Origin of the sequence: Flavobacterium sp. (assembly GCF_044341185.1) — a bacterium.
Lineage (GTDB): Bacteria > Bacteroidota > Bacteroidia > Flavobacteriales > Flavobacteriaceae > Flavobacterium.
This window is the reverse complement of sequence record NZ_JBIISE010000008.1, coordinates 1-14440: the sequence shown is the minus strand read 5'-3', so window position 1 is coordinate 14440 and position 14440 is coordinate 1. Positions and strand designations below refer to the sequence as shown.

Genomic DNA, 14440 nt, shown 5'->3' with positions numbered 1-14440 from the left:
TTTATTCTGTAACTTTGTGAATTATTTCAAACAAATGCCTATTCAATTTCTTCATAAGTTTACAACTAATTTACCTTCAGATCCTATTGAAGAAAACTTTACGCGTCAAGTAAATAATGCCGCTTTTTCATATGTAAAACCAAAAACACCAAGTCATCCAAAATTGATTCATCTGGCAAAAGAAGTTCAGAATTTAATTGGTTTTTCTGATGATTTTGTTGCATCAGAAACGTTTTTAAATTTGGTTTCTGGTGCTGAAATTGTAGGAAATGCCAAACCGTTTGCCATGAATTATGCTGGACATCAATTTGGAAATTGGGCAGGACAATTGGGCGATGGTAGAGCTATAGTTTTGGGCGAAATTGAACATAACAATCAGTTATTTACATTACAATTAAAAGGTGCAGGCCCTACACCTTATTCCAGACGAGCTGACGGATTGGCTGTATTGCGTTCATCAATTCGTGAACATTTGTGTAGCGAAGCTATGTTTCATTTGGGCGTTCCAACAACACGTTCTTTATCTTTAGTTTCGACTGGCGATGAAGTGGTTCGAGATGTGATGTACGACGGAAATGCAGCATTAGAAAAAGGGGCAATTGTTTGCAGAATTGCGCCAAGTTTTATTCGATTTGGAAGTTTTGAATTGTTGTCGTCTCAAAATGATATTGAAAATTTAAAATTACTTGCCGATTATACGATTACAAATTATTATCCTGAAATTAATTCACTAGGAAAAGAAAAATACCTTGCATTTTTTAAAACTGTTGCCGAAAAAACAAGAGAATTACTGCTTCATTGGCAACGTGTAGGTTTTGTACACGGCGTAATGAATACCGATAACATGAGTATTCACGGCATCACCATTGATTACGGACCTTACGGATGGCTTGAAGATTACAACCCGAATTGGACACCTAATACGACTGATGCAGCAGGCAAAAGATACCGATTTGGCAACCAATCGAATATTGCATTATGGAATTTATATCAATTGGCAAATGCGTTATATCCGTTAATTGAAGAAGCGGGACCTTTGGAAGAAATTCTAAATGATTATGCTAAAAAATACGATGAAGATTTTTTAGAAATGATGTTGAAAAAATTGGGTATTACATTAAAAAATGACGAAAACGAAAATCTGATTCAACAATTGCTATATAATTTAGAACAAACAGAAACAGATTATACCATTTTCTTTAGAAATTTAAATCAGATTGAAAAAACAGATACAAGTGAAGCCTGTGTAGCAAAAATTACTGAAGCGTTTTACAAACCCGAAGAAGTTACAGGAATTATTTTAGAAACTTGGCATTTTTGGTTTGCACATTATGTAACACTTTTAAATAAAGAACTACTTTCAGATAACGAGCGAAAAACACTACAAAATTCGGTAAATCCAAAATATGTTTTACGAAATTATATGGCGCAAATGGCGATTGAATTATCAGAAAAAGAAGATTATTCGTTACTAAATGAATTATACAAACTGCTTTTGCATCCGTATGAGGAACAACCAGAATTCGAAAAATGGTTTGCAAAAAGACCCGATTGGGCAAGACAAAAAATTGGAAGTTCTATGTTAAGTTGTAGTTCTTAGATTAGACATATTAGATTTCTTAGATTTTTAGATAATTAGATTTTCTGAAATCTGTGTTTATAAATGAATTTTAATAAATAAGATTATGATAACTGTTAGTACCACTGTCAAAAACAAAACAATCGCTGAAGTTTGGGATTTTTTCACCAATCCAATACATGTTATAAATTGGAATTTTGCTGGTGATGATTGGCATTGTCCAAAAGCAGAAAACCAATTAGAAGTTGGTAAATCGTTTACGTATAGAATGGAAGCAAAAAACGGAGAATCGGGTTTCGATTTTACTGGAATATATACAGAAATTGAACCTTTTTCTAAAATAAATTATGTTTTAGCTGATGAGAGAAAAATTTTCATCACTTTTACAGAAATTGAAAATGGGATTGAAATAATTGAAAAATTTGATCCTGAAAATGAGAATCCAGAAAACATGCAACAAGAAGGTTGGCAAATGATTTTAAATAATTTCAAAAAATATATTGAAAAAAATTAATATGGAAACATTACATTTTACAACAGAAATTAACGCCACTACAACAAAAGTTTGGCAGGTTTTATGGGATGATGTTACTTACAGAAAATGGGCATCCGCTTTTTGTGAAGGATCTTACGCAATGAGCAATTGGAATAAAGGTGATGGTGTACATTTTTTAGATTCAACAGGAAATGGTATTTATAGTATTATTGATGAAAAAATAGAAAACACATTAATGTCATTTAAACATATTGGAAACATTCATAATTTTAAAGAAATGCCTTTGGATGAAGAAACAAAATTATGGTGTAATTCTAAAGAAACCTATCATTTATATACAGAAAACAATCAAACTAAACTAACTGTCACTATTGATGCTTTAGAAAACTATGTTGGTTTTTTTAACGAAAGTATGCCGAAAGCATTGGAAATTATTAAAAAGTTAAGTGAAATTTAAACGTAAAAAAAACCGATAGATAAACTATCGGTTTTTTTATGCTTTTTCGTAACGTTCCATTTCTCGGTCATAAAATTCGCCAGCAAGCGTAATTAAATGTTCCATTTCGGCTTCTAATTCTGTTTGGTCTTCTTCTTCAACATCTTCTAAAAACTCTACAGAATCGTCTTTAAGATTGATAAAAAATCTTGGATATTCTAAATGAATGACAAAAATATCATCAGGAAAATCAGTGTTGTCCCCTATTACAAATTTTGGTAATTCCATATTTTATATTTTGTTTAGTAATTTGTATAATTAAGTTTCAAAAGTACAATTCTTTTTCAAATTTTATCTATGTAATTTTAATAGAAATCTAAATCGTAAGTAAAGCATCAATGCGGCAGCTGTTAATCCGGATAATAAACCAATCCAAACACCCTCCGCTTTTAACGATGTATATAATCCTAAATAAATAGATATTGGAAAACCAATAATCCAATACGCAATAAAGGTTAAATACATGGGGACTTTTACATCTTGTAAACCACGTAATGCACCTAAAACTACAACTTGAATTCCATCTGAAATTTGGAAAAATGCAGCAATTATTAATAATTTAGATGATACAGAAAGTACTTCTTTAATTTCTGTTGCATTTAATGCCATTTCTGAATTTACAAAAAACGAAGGAAAAATTTGACTTCCTAACATAAAAACCACTGCAAAAATAATTTCTAAAATAATAGCCATTAGAAATATAGAATGGGCTACCGTATTTAGTTTTTTATAATCATTCAATCCTTTCTGATTGGCTACTCGTATCATAGCCGTAACACTTAATCCCATCGCAAACATAAAGGTTAGCGAAGCCAAACTTAAAGCAATTTGATTGGCTGCCTGACTAGTAGTTCCAATCATACCACACAACCAAATGGCGCCTGTAAATAAGGCTACCTCAAAAAACATTTGTAATGATGAAGGAATACCCAGCTTAATAATTTTATCCGAAACACTTTTTTGAAAAGATTGCCATCCAAAATTCTTGAAAAAGGATTTGAATTTTTCGTTTTTAGACAATATATAGTGCATGTAAATGACCATAAATATACGCGCAATTAAGGTTCCAATAGCGGATCCTACAATTCCCATTTTTGGAAACATAAACAATCCAAAAACCAATAAAGCGTTAATAACTACATTAATAATATTCCCGTAAATTGTGGCATACATAGAATATTTGGTTTCACTCATTCCGTCTGCAAACTGCTTATATGCTTGAAAAATTACAAGAGGCACCAATGAGAAACCAACAATATCCAAGAAAGGTTTGGCTAATTTTACTACATCGGCTGGTTGGTTCATATATGACAACAAAGGTTTTGCAAAAAGCAATAAAAAGAACAATCCAAAACCTAAAATGGTACATAAAATTAATCCGTTTTGAAAAGCAGTTCTTCCGCCTTCTCTATCTTTTGTACTATCAAATTCCGCTATAATTGGTGTGATGGCTGTAGAAAATCCAATTCCAATTGACATTCCAATAAACACGAAACTATTTCCTAAAGAAACCGCCGCTAATTCTGTAGAACCTAATTGTCCTACAAAAATATTATCTACTACTCCAACTAACGTATGACCTACCATACCTAAAATTACAGGTAACGCTAAATTGAAATTGTATTTGAATTCTTGGAAGTATTTCTTCATTCTATTTTATTTTACACAGATTTTCACAAATTGACACAAATTAAAATCCGTGTTAATCTTTGAAATCTATGTTCCTATCTAATATCTTATTTTAATTTTTCTTTTAATTGATCTAACGAAACCGTTTCTTGTTCACCAGAAACCAAATCTTTAATTTTATATTGATTTTGTTTGATTTCTTCTTCACCTACTAAAATCGCAAATTGAATCCCTTTTTTCTCAGCAAATTGAAACTGTTTTGCCATTTTTGCGGCATCAGGATACATTTCTACCTTAATATTATTTTGTCGTAATTGCGAAATGGCCTTTAAAGAAAATAACGTTTCGGCTTCACCAAAATTTATAAATAACGCTTTTGAAGTAGTGGTTACTGTTTCTGGAAACAAACCTAATTCTTCTAAAACCAAATAAATTCGATCTAATCCGAATGAAATTCCTACCCCACTCATGTTTTTTAATCCAAAAATCCCAGTTAAATCATCGTAACGACCACCACCACCAATGGAACCCATAGCAACAACCGTTGGAGCGCCTACTTCGTAAATGGCACCAGTGTAGTAGTTTAAACCACGAGCTAACGTAACATCTACATCTAAATTTGCCGATTTTAAACCTAATTCGTTAATAGCATTACAGATGAATTTCAATTCTTCAACACCTTTCAAACCTTCATTTGAAGAAGCTAAAAGCGTGGCTAATTTTTCTATTTTTTCTGGAATGGTTCCTGTAAAATTGAAAAGCGGCTGCACTTTTTCAATGGCTGCTTCGGAAATACCTTTTTCAAGCATTTCTTTTTTCACACCGTCTTCGCCAATTTTATCTAATTTATCTAAAGCAACTGTAAAATCAATTAATTTATCTGAAGCGCCAATTACGTCTGCAATTCCAGATAATATTTTACGATTATTAATTTTAATGTGTACGCCTTTTAAACCTAAAGCTGTAAAAATAGTATCGTACAATTGTACAAACTCCACTTCTTGCCAAAGTGAATTGCTGCCTACTACATCGGCATCGCATTGAAAAAATTCTCTAAAACGTCCTTTTTGTGGTCTATCTGCACGCCAAACAGGTTGGATTTGATATCTTTTAAATGGAAACTCTAATTCGTTTTGGTGTTGCACAACATAACGTGCGAAAGGCACTGTTAAGTCATAACGTAAGGCTTTTTCTGAGATTTGACTTGTAATTTTTTTAGTGTTTTTTACAGATAAATCTTCTTCCGAAACTTTTTCTAAATATTCACCTGAATTCAATATCTTAAAAATCAATCTATCGCCTTCTTCTCCATATTTCCCCATTAAAGTATCCGAATTTTCAAAAGAAGGTGTTTCAATAGGTTGAAAACCAAACTGTTCAAAATTAGATTTTATAATAGAAAATATATAATTCCGTTTAGCTACTTCTGTAGATGAAAAATCGCGAGTTCCTTTAGGAATACTTGGTTTTGATGCCATTTTTATGATTGTATATTGAAAAATTGTATAATGTATATCTAATAAGGTACAAATATCTGACTTTTAAATGGATTCGCAAAAATCAATGGCAAAAATCAATGGCAAAAATCAATGACAATATTGAATTATGAATTGTTACAACACAGATTTGAGAAATTTTAATAATTTATTAAATCTGTTTAATCTGTGTTCCAAAAAAGTCCAAATCTATTTTCTGCATTCTATTTTCTATATTCTTTTCAAAAATCATGTAACATTTAAAACAAAAGGTAGTCAAATAGTCATGGTTGGATTATTTAAAGAAAATACAAAAATTGCTATCGACTCTATTAGAAGTCAAGCTTTACGCACCTTTTTAACAGTGTTTATAATTGTTATTGGGATTACTTTTTTGGTAGGTATTTTAACTTTAACCAAAGCTTTAGAAAATAATTTATTTGGGAATTTTGCCTCTATGGGTGCCAATACATTTTCAATAAGTCAGTATGATTTTTCTGGACAAATTAACCGAAATGACGAAGGTCAAAAAATAAACCCAATCATTAGCTATCCACAAGCTAAAGCATTTAAAGATAAATTTGAATTTCCTTTTACAGCTACATCACTTTCATTTACAGCATCAACGAATGCAGAAGTAAAATTTGACAACAAAAAAACGGATCCAGAAATTACTGTGTTAGGTGCTGATGAAAATTTTATTCCAAATAATGGTTTCGATTTAGAATCAGGTAGAAATTTTAATTCATTTGATGTAGATAACAATAATTATGTATGCATAGTTGGCGCCAACTTTAAAGATGGGTTGTTTGAAGGTGTAAATCCTATTGACAAAACTGTTTCTGTAAGAGGTGCCAAATTTAAAGTTATTGGATTATTGAAAGAAAAAGGCGCTACTTTCGGTAATAATCAAGATTTACGAATTATCGTTCCAATACAAATTGCACGTTCAATATTTTCGCAACCAAATATAAATTATGATATAGCCGTAAAAATTAACAACAAGCAATTATTAAACGAATCTGTTGATAATGCAACGTTAACAATGCGTCGTGTAAGAAAATTAAATCCGGTTGAGAAAGAAAACTTCGGTATCAAACGCAGTGACGATTTAATTCAAAAATTAGGAGAAAACATTGCGATAATTAACATTGCTGCTGTAGCAATTGGTGCTATTACCATATTTGGATCAACAATTGCATTGATGAATATTATGTTGGTTTCCGTTTCCGAAAGAACACGAGAAATTGGCATAAGAAAATCGTTAGGTGCAAAAAGAGGTACAATTGCTTGGCAATTTTTTACTGAAACCTTTATTATTAGTCAGATTGGCGGAATTATTGGAATAATTTTAGGATTATTACTCGGTACATTAATTGCTTCTGTTGCTGGTTTTGAGTTTGTTACTCCTTGGGCTGCTATTATTGCGGCATTTGCAACCACGTTTATAGTAACCATTATTTCTGGATTGTATCCTGCAATTAAAGCGTCTAAGTTAGATCCCGTTGAAGCGTTGCGTTATGAATAAACTTCTAAATTCGATATTCCAAGTTCGTTAATCAAAATTTTGAACAATGAATTTTCAATATTGAATATTGAAATTATAAGCAGCAACAAATCATTCTGTCGTTTCCTACAAAATCTTTACGCAGTTCAATGTTTTTGAAACCTAATTTCGTTAATAATTCCACCGTTTCTTCTCCTAAATATTGATTGATTTCGAAAAACAATTTTCCGTTTGGCGATAAACTTTTCAAAGCCAATTGAGCAATTTTTCTGTAAAATAATAACGCGTCATAATCATCTACAAATAAGGCTAAATGTGGTTCGAAATCTAACACATTTTTTTTTATTTCTTGTTTTTCTAAATTACGAACATAGGGTGGATTTGAAACAATGACATCATATTTTTCATCTAATGATTCCGTTTCTAAAATATTTTGATGTGTGAAATTAATTTCTACATCATTGTTTATAGCATTTTTACGAGCCAATTCCAATGCTTTTTCCGAAACGTCAATTGCTGAAACCTGGGCACTTGGAATTTCTTTTTTTAATGCAATTGGGATACAACCCGAACCTGTTCCTATATCTAAAATTCTTTGTCCCTTACCTTTTATCTTTAACCCATCAACAATCCATTCTACTAATTCTTCCGTTTCTGGTCTTGGAATTAAAGTATTTTCATTCACTTCAAATCGTAAGCCATAAAACCAGGCTTCTCCTGTTATATATTGAATTGGTTTTTCGTTTTTAAGTTCTGAAATTATGGTATTCCATTTTTCTAAATCTGACTCAGAAACTTCAAAATCAGGATGTAGAGAAACATCAATTCTTTTTAAATTATGAAGAAATTCCGTGAAAATAAAAAAGAAACTTTCTATTTCTGAATCTTCCTGAATGGTTTGCAATTCAGTAAAAAAAATCGTTTTTAAACTTTTAATATTCATTTTATATTTTTTTAATCACAAAAAACCACAAATTAATCCGTGAAAATTTGAGAGAAACTGTGTTAACTATTTTACAAATTTTTAATCATAAACACATCACAAGCATTATGTCCTGTAGCACCCATTGGTCCGTCTATATAACTAAAGCCTGATTTTACATATAATTTCTGCGCATCTTTCATAAATGGTAAGGTTTCTATATAGCATTTATCATAACCTGCTTGTTTGGCAAATGCTAAACACTTTTGCATTAATGCATTAGCAATTCCTTTTCCACGAGCCTCTTTTGCTAAATACATTTTTTGCAATTCGCAGATTTTAATTTCGGTATCAATTAATTTTCCTATACCACAACCTCCTAAAATAATTTTGTCTTTTTCTACTACAAAATAAATTTCATTGTCATCTTGATACACTTCAAATAAAGTATTTAAATGCGGATCAGCATAAGCGGTTCCAGCTTTTGGGGCGTCTAATTCTTCAAAGACATTTCGAATCACAGTAGCGATTTTTAAATTGTCTTTCAATTCAATTTCTCTTATTATATAATTCATTTGTAAATATAAAATGTAAAAGTACTAAATTTGTAAGATGATTGAGCATGAAATATACATGAAACGCTGTTTGCAATTGGCTAAAAATGGTTTAGGCACCACATATCCTAATCCGTTAGTAGGAAGCGTGATTGTATACAATGGAAAAATTATTGGTGAAGGTTGGCACAAAAAAGCCGGTGAACCACATGCGGAAGTTCATGCAATTAATTCTGTGAAAAACAAAGAATTACTCTCCAAAAGCACCATTTATGTGAGTTTGGAACCGTGTAGTCATTTTGGAAAAACACCTCCGTGCGCTAATTTGATTATCGAACATAAAATTCCGAAAGTAGTAATTGGTTGTATCGATAGTTTTTCAGAAGTAGCCGGAAAAGGTGTTGAAAAATTAAAACAAGCCGGCTGCGAAGTTATACTAAATGTTTTAGAATCAGAATGTTTAACAATTAATAAGCGATTTTTTACCTTTTACAATAAAAAGCGACCTTATATTATACTGAAATGGGCAGAAACAGCTGATGGATTTATTGCGCCTTTTTTAACTAATTCCAAAACCTCTTTTGCTATCTCAAACGACTATTCAAGGCAATTGGTACACAAATATCGAACGGAAGAACAAGCCATTTTAGTTGGAACGACAACTGTTTTAAATGACAATCCAAGTTTAGATGCTAGAGATTGGTTTGGACAGCATCCCACTCGGATTATTATTGATAAATTAAATAAAATTCCGGATGGATTTCATGTAAAAAACAAAAAAAATTCGACAATAATTTTTACAGAACAAGAAAATTGTGTACATTCGATAAATATCGCTTTTGAATGTATACAGTTTGATACTCATTTGATTTCTAATATCTTAACTCATTTATTTAAAAAAAACATTCAATCTGTTATTATCGAAGGCGGCACATTTACCTTGCAACAATTTATAAATAACCATTTATGGGATGAAGCAAGGGTTTTTATAGCTGAGACTAAAATTTTCGAAGGCGTAAATCGTCCTGAATTTGATTTTATTCCTGAAAAAACTATAAAAATTAAAAATAACCAACTAAAAACATACATAAATTATGATTGAAGCTATAATTTTTGATTTAGGAGATGTATTTTTAAACTTGAATCATCAAGCAAGTACTGATGCATTTAAAAAATTAGGATTAAACGCTTGGACTGACGATTTAAAATCCGCTGCTATCTTATTTGAAACAGGTAAAATAGATGAAATGCAATTTATGGAAACCATTCAGAAACACCTACCAAATGCCAATCTTGTAGAAATTAGAGAGGCTTGGAATGCTATTATAGGTGATTTCCCTTTAGAAAGATTAGAATTTTTAGAAAAACTACAAAACAAGTACAATATATTTTTATTAAGCAATACAAATCCTACACATATTGATAAATTTGAACATCGAGTAGGTTTAACTTTTGCAAGAGAATTTTATGCTCATTTTAATAAAATTTATTTTTCCTACGAAATCAAAGTAAGAAAACCAGATGAAGCTGTTTTCAACTTAATATTAAAACAAAATAATTTATCTCCAAAAAAGACGCTTTTTGTAGATGATACAACTGAACACATAGAAGCTGCGAAGGCATTAGGCATAAATACTTGGCAAATACTTGTAGGACAAGATGATGTGACCAATTTATTCGATAAAAAAATACTATAAAATTGCAAGATCTCCAAATTAAAGATACTTATAAAACCATTGAAATTTCGGTTGAAAATATTTTATTTAAAGAAAAAAACAGCAAGTTTTTTGGTTTTGCTTTTCCAGTAACTTCTGAAATTGAAGTAAAAACACATTTAGAAAATTTAAAAGCGGAACATTTTTCAGCACGTCATTGGTGTTATGCCTATCAGATTGGTACAGAAAATATTAAGTTTAGAGCCAATGATGACGGTGAACCAAGTAATTCAGCTGGAATGCCCATTTATGGTCAAATTCAATCATTTGAAATTACGAATGTGTTAGTGGTAGTAATTCGTTATTTTGGGGGCGTAAAATTAGGTGTTGGTGGATTAATTTCAGCTTATAAAACTTCGGCTCAACTTACTTTAAATGAAGCAAATATTATTGAGAAAACCATTGACAAAAAGTTTAAAATTACTTTCGATTATAAAAACATGAATAAAGTAATGCGAATTATTAAAGAAAAAAATATTCAGATTGTTCATCAGAAAATGGAACTGAATTGCGAAATTGAAATCACAACGAGAAAAAAAAATGCCGAAGAAATCGTTGCCATTTTTACTGCATTATTTGAAATTGAGATTGAAGAGCTATAACTGCTATTTTTTACAAATACAATAACACGATAATCCATATATTTTAATTCCAATTTTTTGTAACACTTGTGTAAAAGCAAAATCGAGTTGCAGAACAGCTACAATTAACTTTGATTTAAAAGTAGTACCTGTCCAATTATCAATGGACGCTTTTTTGTTTTTATTAAAAATACTTTCAATCCACCTAACTAATAATAGTGATGAAAAATAATATCCTTTGTCTGATATTTGAAATTGATTATTAGTCAATATCTTTTCTAATTGTTTTAAATTATATCTTCTGTAATGTCCTAATAATACATCATGCTGCGAGAAAACAGTCTGAAAAGCGGGAACAGCAAATAAAAAATAATTATTTTTAAAAGTCAGATGTTTTAAAATTTCATCTTCCTTTTCTAAATGTTCCAAAACATCCATACATAAGAAAAGTACGTTTTCTTCGGCAGGAAACATATTGAAATAATCAGTAAGATTTTGTACATAATGAATTGCGTTTTCTCCATAATTCATCTTCAATTGCGATATAATTTCAGGAGAGTAAGCCGTATCAATTGTAAAATATTCATCAGCTAAATTATGTTTAAAAATTTCATTAATAATATATGCATCACCGCCACCAATATCGACAATTCGTTTGATAGGAAATTTAATTTCTGAAGCAGATAATAATTTAAAAAGCACCTTTTTTCTGGATATTTCCCATGGATGTCTTTTATAATTTTCCTTATCAAATAAGCGTTCAAATTCAGTTAAATCCATTATAAAATATTTTTTATTTTATCGGAAACATATGAAGGAGGTACAATTGGCCTACCTGATTTCATATCTACAAAAACAAGCATCGAATAGCCGGTTGTTAACAATTGATTTTGTTCATTGTAAATTTCATAGTCAAATTCTATTTTCACAGAGGTTTGACTTTTTAATATTGTTTTTACACGTAATTCATCGTCATAACGTGCTGGTTTTTTATAATTCATTTCTAAAGAAACTACAGGTAACATTACGCCATTTTCTTCCATCCATTTATAGGAAACACCTAAATTCCTTAACCATTCTACTCTACCCATTTCAAAATACTGTGCGTAATTTCCATGATAAACAACACCCATTTGATCAGTCTCTGCGTACCTAACTCGTACCGTAAATTCGTATTCTTTCATTATTTATTTTTTATATTTAAGGGTTTAGAATTTTATGTTAAATGGTTATTAAAAAAAATTTAAAACTACATACAACAATATTTTTTAAATTACAATAGCATTTCATTTTTTTTTAAATAAATTTGTTCACATATTTGCTCTCCCAATAACAATCTACATAAAAAAAAGTTAAACCTTTCTTTTTCTCAAAATTTAGATTAAAAACTTTTTTAAAATTACAACAAATGATGACTAATGCAGCAAAATCTGTTTGGAATAATTGCTTGTCCTTCATTAAGGACAACATACAGGAACAAGCCTATAAAACTTGGTTTGAACCTATTGTAGCAATTAGTCTGTCAGAAGACAATGCTTTGCATATTCAAGTTCCTAGTAAATTTTTTTACGAGTGGCTTGAAGAACATTATGTTGTAATATTAAAAACCGCTTTAACTAAAGAACTTGGAAACCAAGCAAAGCTAGTGTATAAAATTAAAATGGAAAACACTTCTGGCAATAAACTTCCATTTACAGAGCAAATTCCAAGTACATATCGTAGTTCTGTTAAAACACAAGAAATTGATGTGCCTATTGTGAATAAAAATCCGGAATTGAAAAATCCGTTTATTATTCCAGGTATCAGAAATGTTAAAATAGAATCTCAATTAAATGCCAATTATAGTTTTGATAATTTTTTAGAAGGAGATTCTAACCGATTATCGAGAAGTGCAGGTATGGCAGTTGCCAATAAGCCTGGTGGTACTTCATTTAATCCATTATTAATTTTTGGTGGAGTTGGATTAGGAAAAACGCACCTAGCACATGCTATTGGTGTTGAAATCAAAGATAAATTCCCTGAGAAAACCGTTTTATATATTTCTGCTGAAATTTTCACGCAACAATATATCGAATCGGTAAAGAAAAATACTAGAAATGATTTTATTCACTTCTATCAACTTATTGATGTATTAATTATTGACGATGTTCAATTCTTATCTGGAAAAGCTGGAACACAAGATGTGTTTTTCCATATTTTCAATTATTTACATCAAAATGGCAAACAAGTTATTTTAACTTCAGATAAAGCACCAGTTGATATGCAAGATATCGAACAACGTTTGTTGTCTCGTTTCAAATGGGGATTGTCAGCTGAATTACACCAACCGGATTACGAAACAAGAATTTCTATCTTAAGAAATATTTTATACAGAGATGGTGTTGAAATGCCAGATGAAATTTTAGAATACGTAGCGAAACATATAAAATCAAACGTTAGAGAATTAGAAGGAGCCATTATTTCATTAATTGCACAGTCATCATTTAACAAACGTGAGATTAACATAGAACTAGCTAAGCAAGTTGTAGAGAAGTTTGTGAAAAATATCAAACGTGAAATTTCTATTGACTATATCCAAAAAGTGGTTTCTGATTATTTCCAATTAGATACAGAAACTTTAAAATCAAAAACCAGAAAGCGTCACATTGTTCAAGCGCGTCAATTAGCTATGTATTTTTCTAAAAAATTCACTAAAGCATCATTGGCAAATATTGGTTCGCAAATTGGCGATAGAGACCATGCAACGGTATTACACGCTGTAAAAACGGTTGACAATTTAGTGGCTACTGACAAACAATTTAAAAAGTTTGTGGAAGATATTAACAAAAAGCTGAGTATCTAAAATGCCCACCAAGGTTTTAATGGTTTGCCTAGGCAATATATGTCGCTCACCATTAGCAGAAGGCATTTTACAATCAAAACTCCCAAAAAAAGATTATATTATTGATAGTGCTGGAACAGCTAATTACCATATTGGAGCAGCGCCAGATAAACGTTCTGTTTTAATAGCAAAAAAATTCGGGATCGATATTAGTCAACAAAAGTGTAGACAAATTACGAAATCTGATATTGAATATTTTGATTATATTTATGTAATGGACACTTCTAATTACAAAAATGTGATTGCTATAGCTCCTGATGAAAAATCAAAACAAAAAGTAAAAGTAATTTTAAAAGAATTACATACAACTGATGGTTTTGAAGTACCTGATCCTTATTATGGTGAAATGGAAGATTTTGAACATGTTTTTCATCTGTTAGATGAAGCATGTACAATAATCGCAAGCAAAATTCATTCAAAACATAAACATTAAGTTATTTTCTCTTTATTAAAAAAATAAAAGATGAGCACAAACACAAAATTTGGTAAATTATATTTGATTCCATGTACCTTATCAAATCCCGGTGAAGTTACTGTAAATCCAAATGATGTTTTACCAGAAACCATCAAAAGATGTGTGACACTTTTGGATCATTACATTGTTG

General features: G+C 30.5%; 16 protein-coding genes. 9 read left to right on the top strand and 7 right to left on the bottom strand.

Annotated features, from left to right (window positions below; genetic code table 11):
- Window positions 1–34 precede the first annotated feature (34 nt).
- The 3 genes from ACIQZ1_RS03030 (at window position 35) to ACIQZ1_RS03020 (ending at window position 2532) form a co-directional block, all read left to right on the top strand.
- Window positions 35–1600, top strand: a complete 1566-nt coding sequence (locus ACIQZ1_RS03030; protein WP_396158941.1) for a YdiU family protein — start codon at window positions 35–37, stop codon at window positions 1598–1600.
- 85 nt (window positions 1601–1685) lie between these two features.
- Window positions 1686–2093, top strand: coding sequence for an SRPBCC domain-containing protein (locus tag ACIQZ1_RS03025; RefSeq protein ID WP_396158939.1), 408 nt, complete (start codon window positions 1686–1688; stop codon window positions 2091–2093).
- Between the two features lies 1 nt (window position 2094).
- Complete coding sequence (locus ACIQZ1_RS03020) at window positions 2095–2532, top strand: SRPBCC domain-containing protein (protein WP_396158937.1); 438 nt, start codon at window positions 2095–2097, stop codon at window positions 2530–2532.
- Window positions 2533–2568: 36 nt separating this feature from the next.
- On the opposite strand, the gene ACIQZ1_RS03015 is transcribed toward ACIQZ1_RS03020, so the two are convergent.
- The 3 genes from ACIQZ1_RS03015 to hisS all read right to left on the bottom strand — a co-directional run bounded on the left by ACIQZ1_RS03015 (window position 2569) and on the right by hisS (window position 5678).
- The gene (locus tag ACIQZ1_RS03015) at window positions 2569–2799 is read right to left on the bottom strand and encodes a hypothetical protein (RefSeq protein WP_291241916.1); all 231 of its coding nucleotides are present in this window, start codon (window positions 2797–2799) and stop codon (window positions 2569–2571) included.
- Between the two features lie 63 nt (window positions 2800–2862).
- A complete protein-coding gene (locus tag ACIQZ1_RS03010; protein WP_396158935.1) occupies window positions 2863–4221 on the bottom strand; it encodes an MATE family efflux transporter in 1359 nt (452 codons plus the stop codon).
- Between the two features lie 86 nt (window positions 4222–4307).
- Window positions 4308–5678: a histidine--tRNA ligase gene (gene hisS, locus ACIQZ1_RS03005; protein WP_396158933.1), complete on the bottom strand. Its 1371-nt coding sequence runs from the start codon at window positions 5676–5678 to the stop codon at window positions 4308–4310.
- A 283-nt stretch (window positions 5679–5961) separates the two neighbouring features.
- Here hisS and ACIQZ1_RS03000 point away from each other — a divergent pair, with 283 nt between their 5' ends.
- Window positions 5962–7203: an ABC transporter permease gene (locus tag ACIQZ1_RS03000; RefSeq protein WP_396158931.1), complete on the top strand. Its 1242-nt coding sequence runs from the start codon at window positions 5962–5964 to the stop codon at window positions 7201–7203.
- A 73-nt stretch (window positions 7204–7276) separates the two neighbouring features.
- On the opposite strand, the gene prmC is transcribed toward ACIQZ1_RS03000, so the two are convergent.
- Window positions 7277–8125: a peptide chain release factor N(5)-glutamine methyltransferase gene (gene prmC, locus ACIQZ1_RS02995; protein WP_396158929.1), complete on the bottom strand. Its 849-nt coding sequence runs from the start codon at window positions 8123–8125 to the stop codon at window positions 7277–7279.
- A gap of 71 nt (window positions 8126–8196) precedes the next feature.
- Window positions 8197–8679, bottom strand: coding sequence for a GNAT family N-acetyltransferase (locus ACIQZ1_RS02990; protein ID WP_396158927.1), 483 nt, complete (start codon window positions 8677–8679; stop codon window positions 8197–8199).
- Between the two features lie 37 nt (window positions 8680–8716).
- Here ACIQZ1_RS02990 and ribD point away from each other — a divergent pair, with 37 nt between their 5' ends.
- The 3 genes from ribD to ACIQZ1_RS02975 are packed head-to-tail and all read left to right on the top strand — an operon-like array spanning window position 8717 to window position 10975.
- The gene (gene ribD / locus ACIQZ1_RS02985; RefSeq protein WP_396158925.1) at window positions 8717–9760 is read left to right on the top strand and encodes a bifunctional diaminohydroxyphosphoribosylaminopyrimidine deaminase/5-amino-6-(5-phosphoribosylamino)uracil reductase RibD; all 1044 of its coding nucleotides are present in this window, start codon (window positions 8717–8719) and stop codon (window positions 9758–9760) included.
- The gene (locus ACIQZ1_RS02980) at window positions 9753–10355 is read left to right on the top strand and encodes an HAD family hydrolase (protein WP_396158923.1); all 603 of its coding nucleotides are present in this window, start codon (window positions 9753–9755) and stop codon (window positions 10353–10355) included. Before ribD ends, ACIQZ1_RS02980 begins: the two co-directional genes overlap by 8 nt.
- Before the next feature lie 2 nt (window positions 10356–10357).
- Entirely contained in the window at window positions 10358–10975 is a 618-nt protein-coding gene (locus tag ACIQZ1_RS02975) for an IMPACT family protein (protein WP_396158921.1), read from the top strand.
- 3 nt (window positions 10976–10978) lie between these two features.
- Here the strand turns inward: ACIQZ1_RS02975 and ACIQZ1_RS02970 are convergent, their stop codons facing one another.
- Together ACIQZ1_RS02970 and ACIQZ1_RS02965 are read right to left on the bottom strand one after the other, a co-directional pair.
- On the bottom strand, window positions 10979–11734 hold the full coding sequence (locus ACIQZ1_RS02970; protein ID WP_396158919.1) for a hypothetical protein: 756 nt from the start codon (window positions 11732–11734) through the stop codon (window positions 10979–10981).
- On the bottom strand, window positions 11734–12138 hold the full coding sequence (locus ACIQZ1_RS02965) for an acyl-CoA thioesterase (protein ID WP_396158917.1): 405 nt from the start codon (window positions 12136–12138) through the stop codon (window positions 11734–11736). Before ACIQZ1_RS02965 ends, ACIQZ1_RS02970 begins: the two co-directional genes overlap by 1 nt.
- Window positions 12139–12365: 227 nt before the next feature.
- Here ACIQZ1_RS02965 and dnaA point away from each other — a divergent pair, with 227 nt between their 5' ends.
- Both dnaA and ACIQZ1_RS02955 read left to right on the top strand, forming a co-directional pair.
- On the top strand, window positions 12366–13796 hold the full coding sequence (gene dnaA / locus ACIQZ1_RS02960) for a chromosomal replication initiator protein DnaA (protein ID WP_396159029.1): 1431 nt from the start codon (window positions 12366–12368) through the stop codon (window positions 13794–13796).
- A gap of 1 nt (window position 13797) precedes the next feature.
- The gene (locus ACIQZ1_RS02955) at window positions 13798–14268 is read left to right on the top strand and encodes a low molecular weight protein-tyrosine-phosphatase (protein ID WP_396158915.1); all 471 of its coding nucleotides are present in this window, start codon (window positions 13798–13800) and stop codon (window positions 14266–14268) included.
- The last annotated feature ends 172 nt before the right edge of the window (window positions 14269–14440 follow it).

What these genes read in the sequence shown, in the direction of transcription:
- ACIQZ1_RS03030 (WP_396158941.1), top strand. Translation starts at nt 35, where the DNA reads ATGCCTATTCAATTTCTTCATAAGTTTACAACTAATTTACCTTCAGAT.
- ACIQZ1_RS02990 (WP_396158927.1), bottom strand. Translation starts at nt 8,679, where the DNA reads ATGAATTATATAATAAGAGAAATTGAATTGAAAGACAATTTAAAAATC.
- ACIQZ1_RS02955 (WP_396158915.1), top strand. Translation starts at nt 13,798, where the DNA reads ATGCCCACCAAGGTTTTAATGGTTTGCCTAGGCAATATATGTCGCTCA.
- ribD (WP_396158925.1), top strand. Translation starts at nt 8,717, where the DNA reads ATGATTGAGCATGAAATATACATGAAACGCTGTTTGCAATTGGCTAAA.
- ACIQZ1_RS03015 (WP_291241916.1), bottom strand. Translation starts at nt 2,799, where the DNA reads ATGGAATTACCAAAATTTGTAATAGGGGACAACACTGATTTTCCTGAT.
- ACIQZ1_RS03010 (WP_396158935.1), bottom strand. Translation starts at nt 4,221, where the DNA reads ATGAAGAAATACTTCCAAGAATTCAAATACAATTTCAATTTAGCGTTA.
- ACIQZ1_RS03020 (WP_396158937.1), top strand. Translation starts at nt 2,095, where the DNA reads ATGGAAACATTACATTTTACAACAGAAATTAACGCCACTACAACAAAA.
- dnaA (WP_396159029.1), top strand. Translation starts at nt 12,366, where the DNA reads ATGACTAATGCAGCAAAATCTGTTTGGAATAATTGCTTGTCCTTCATT.
- hisS (WP_396158933.1), bottom strand. Translation starts at nt 5,678, where the DNA reads ATGGCATCAAAACCAAGTATTCCTAAAGGAACTCGCGATTTTTCATCT.
- ACIQZ1_RS02970 (WP_396158919.1), bottom strand. Translation starts at nt 11,734, where the DNA reads ATGGATTTAACTGAATTTGAACGCTTATTTGATAAGGAAAATTATAAA.
- ACIQZ1_RS03000 (WP_396158931.1), top strand. Translation starts at nt 5,962, where the DNA reads ATGGTTGGATTATTTAAAGAAAATACAAAAATTGCTATCGACTCTATT.
- prmC (WP_396158929.1), bottom strand. Translation starts at nt 8,125, where the DNA reads ATGAATATTAAAAGTTTAAAAACGATTTTTTTTACTGAATTGCAAACC.
- ACIQZ1_RS02980 (WP_396158923.1), top strand. Translation starts at nt 9,753, where the DNA reads ATGATTGAAGCTATAATTTTTGATTTAGGAGATGTATTTTTAAACTTG.
- ACIQZ1_RS02965 (WP_396158917.1), bottom strand. Translation starts at nt 12,138, where the DNA reads ATGAAAGAATACGAATTTACGGTACGAGTTAGGTACGCAGAGACTGAT.
- ACIQZ1_RS03025 (WP_396158939.1), top strand. Translation starts at nt 1,686, where the DNA reads ATGATAACTGTTAGTACCACTGTCAAAAACAAAACAATCGCTGAAGTT.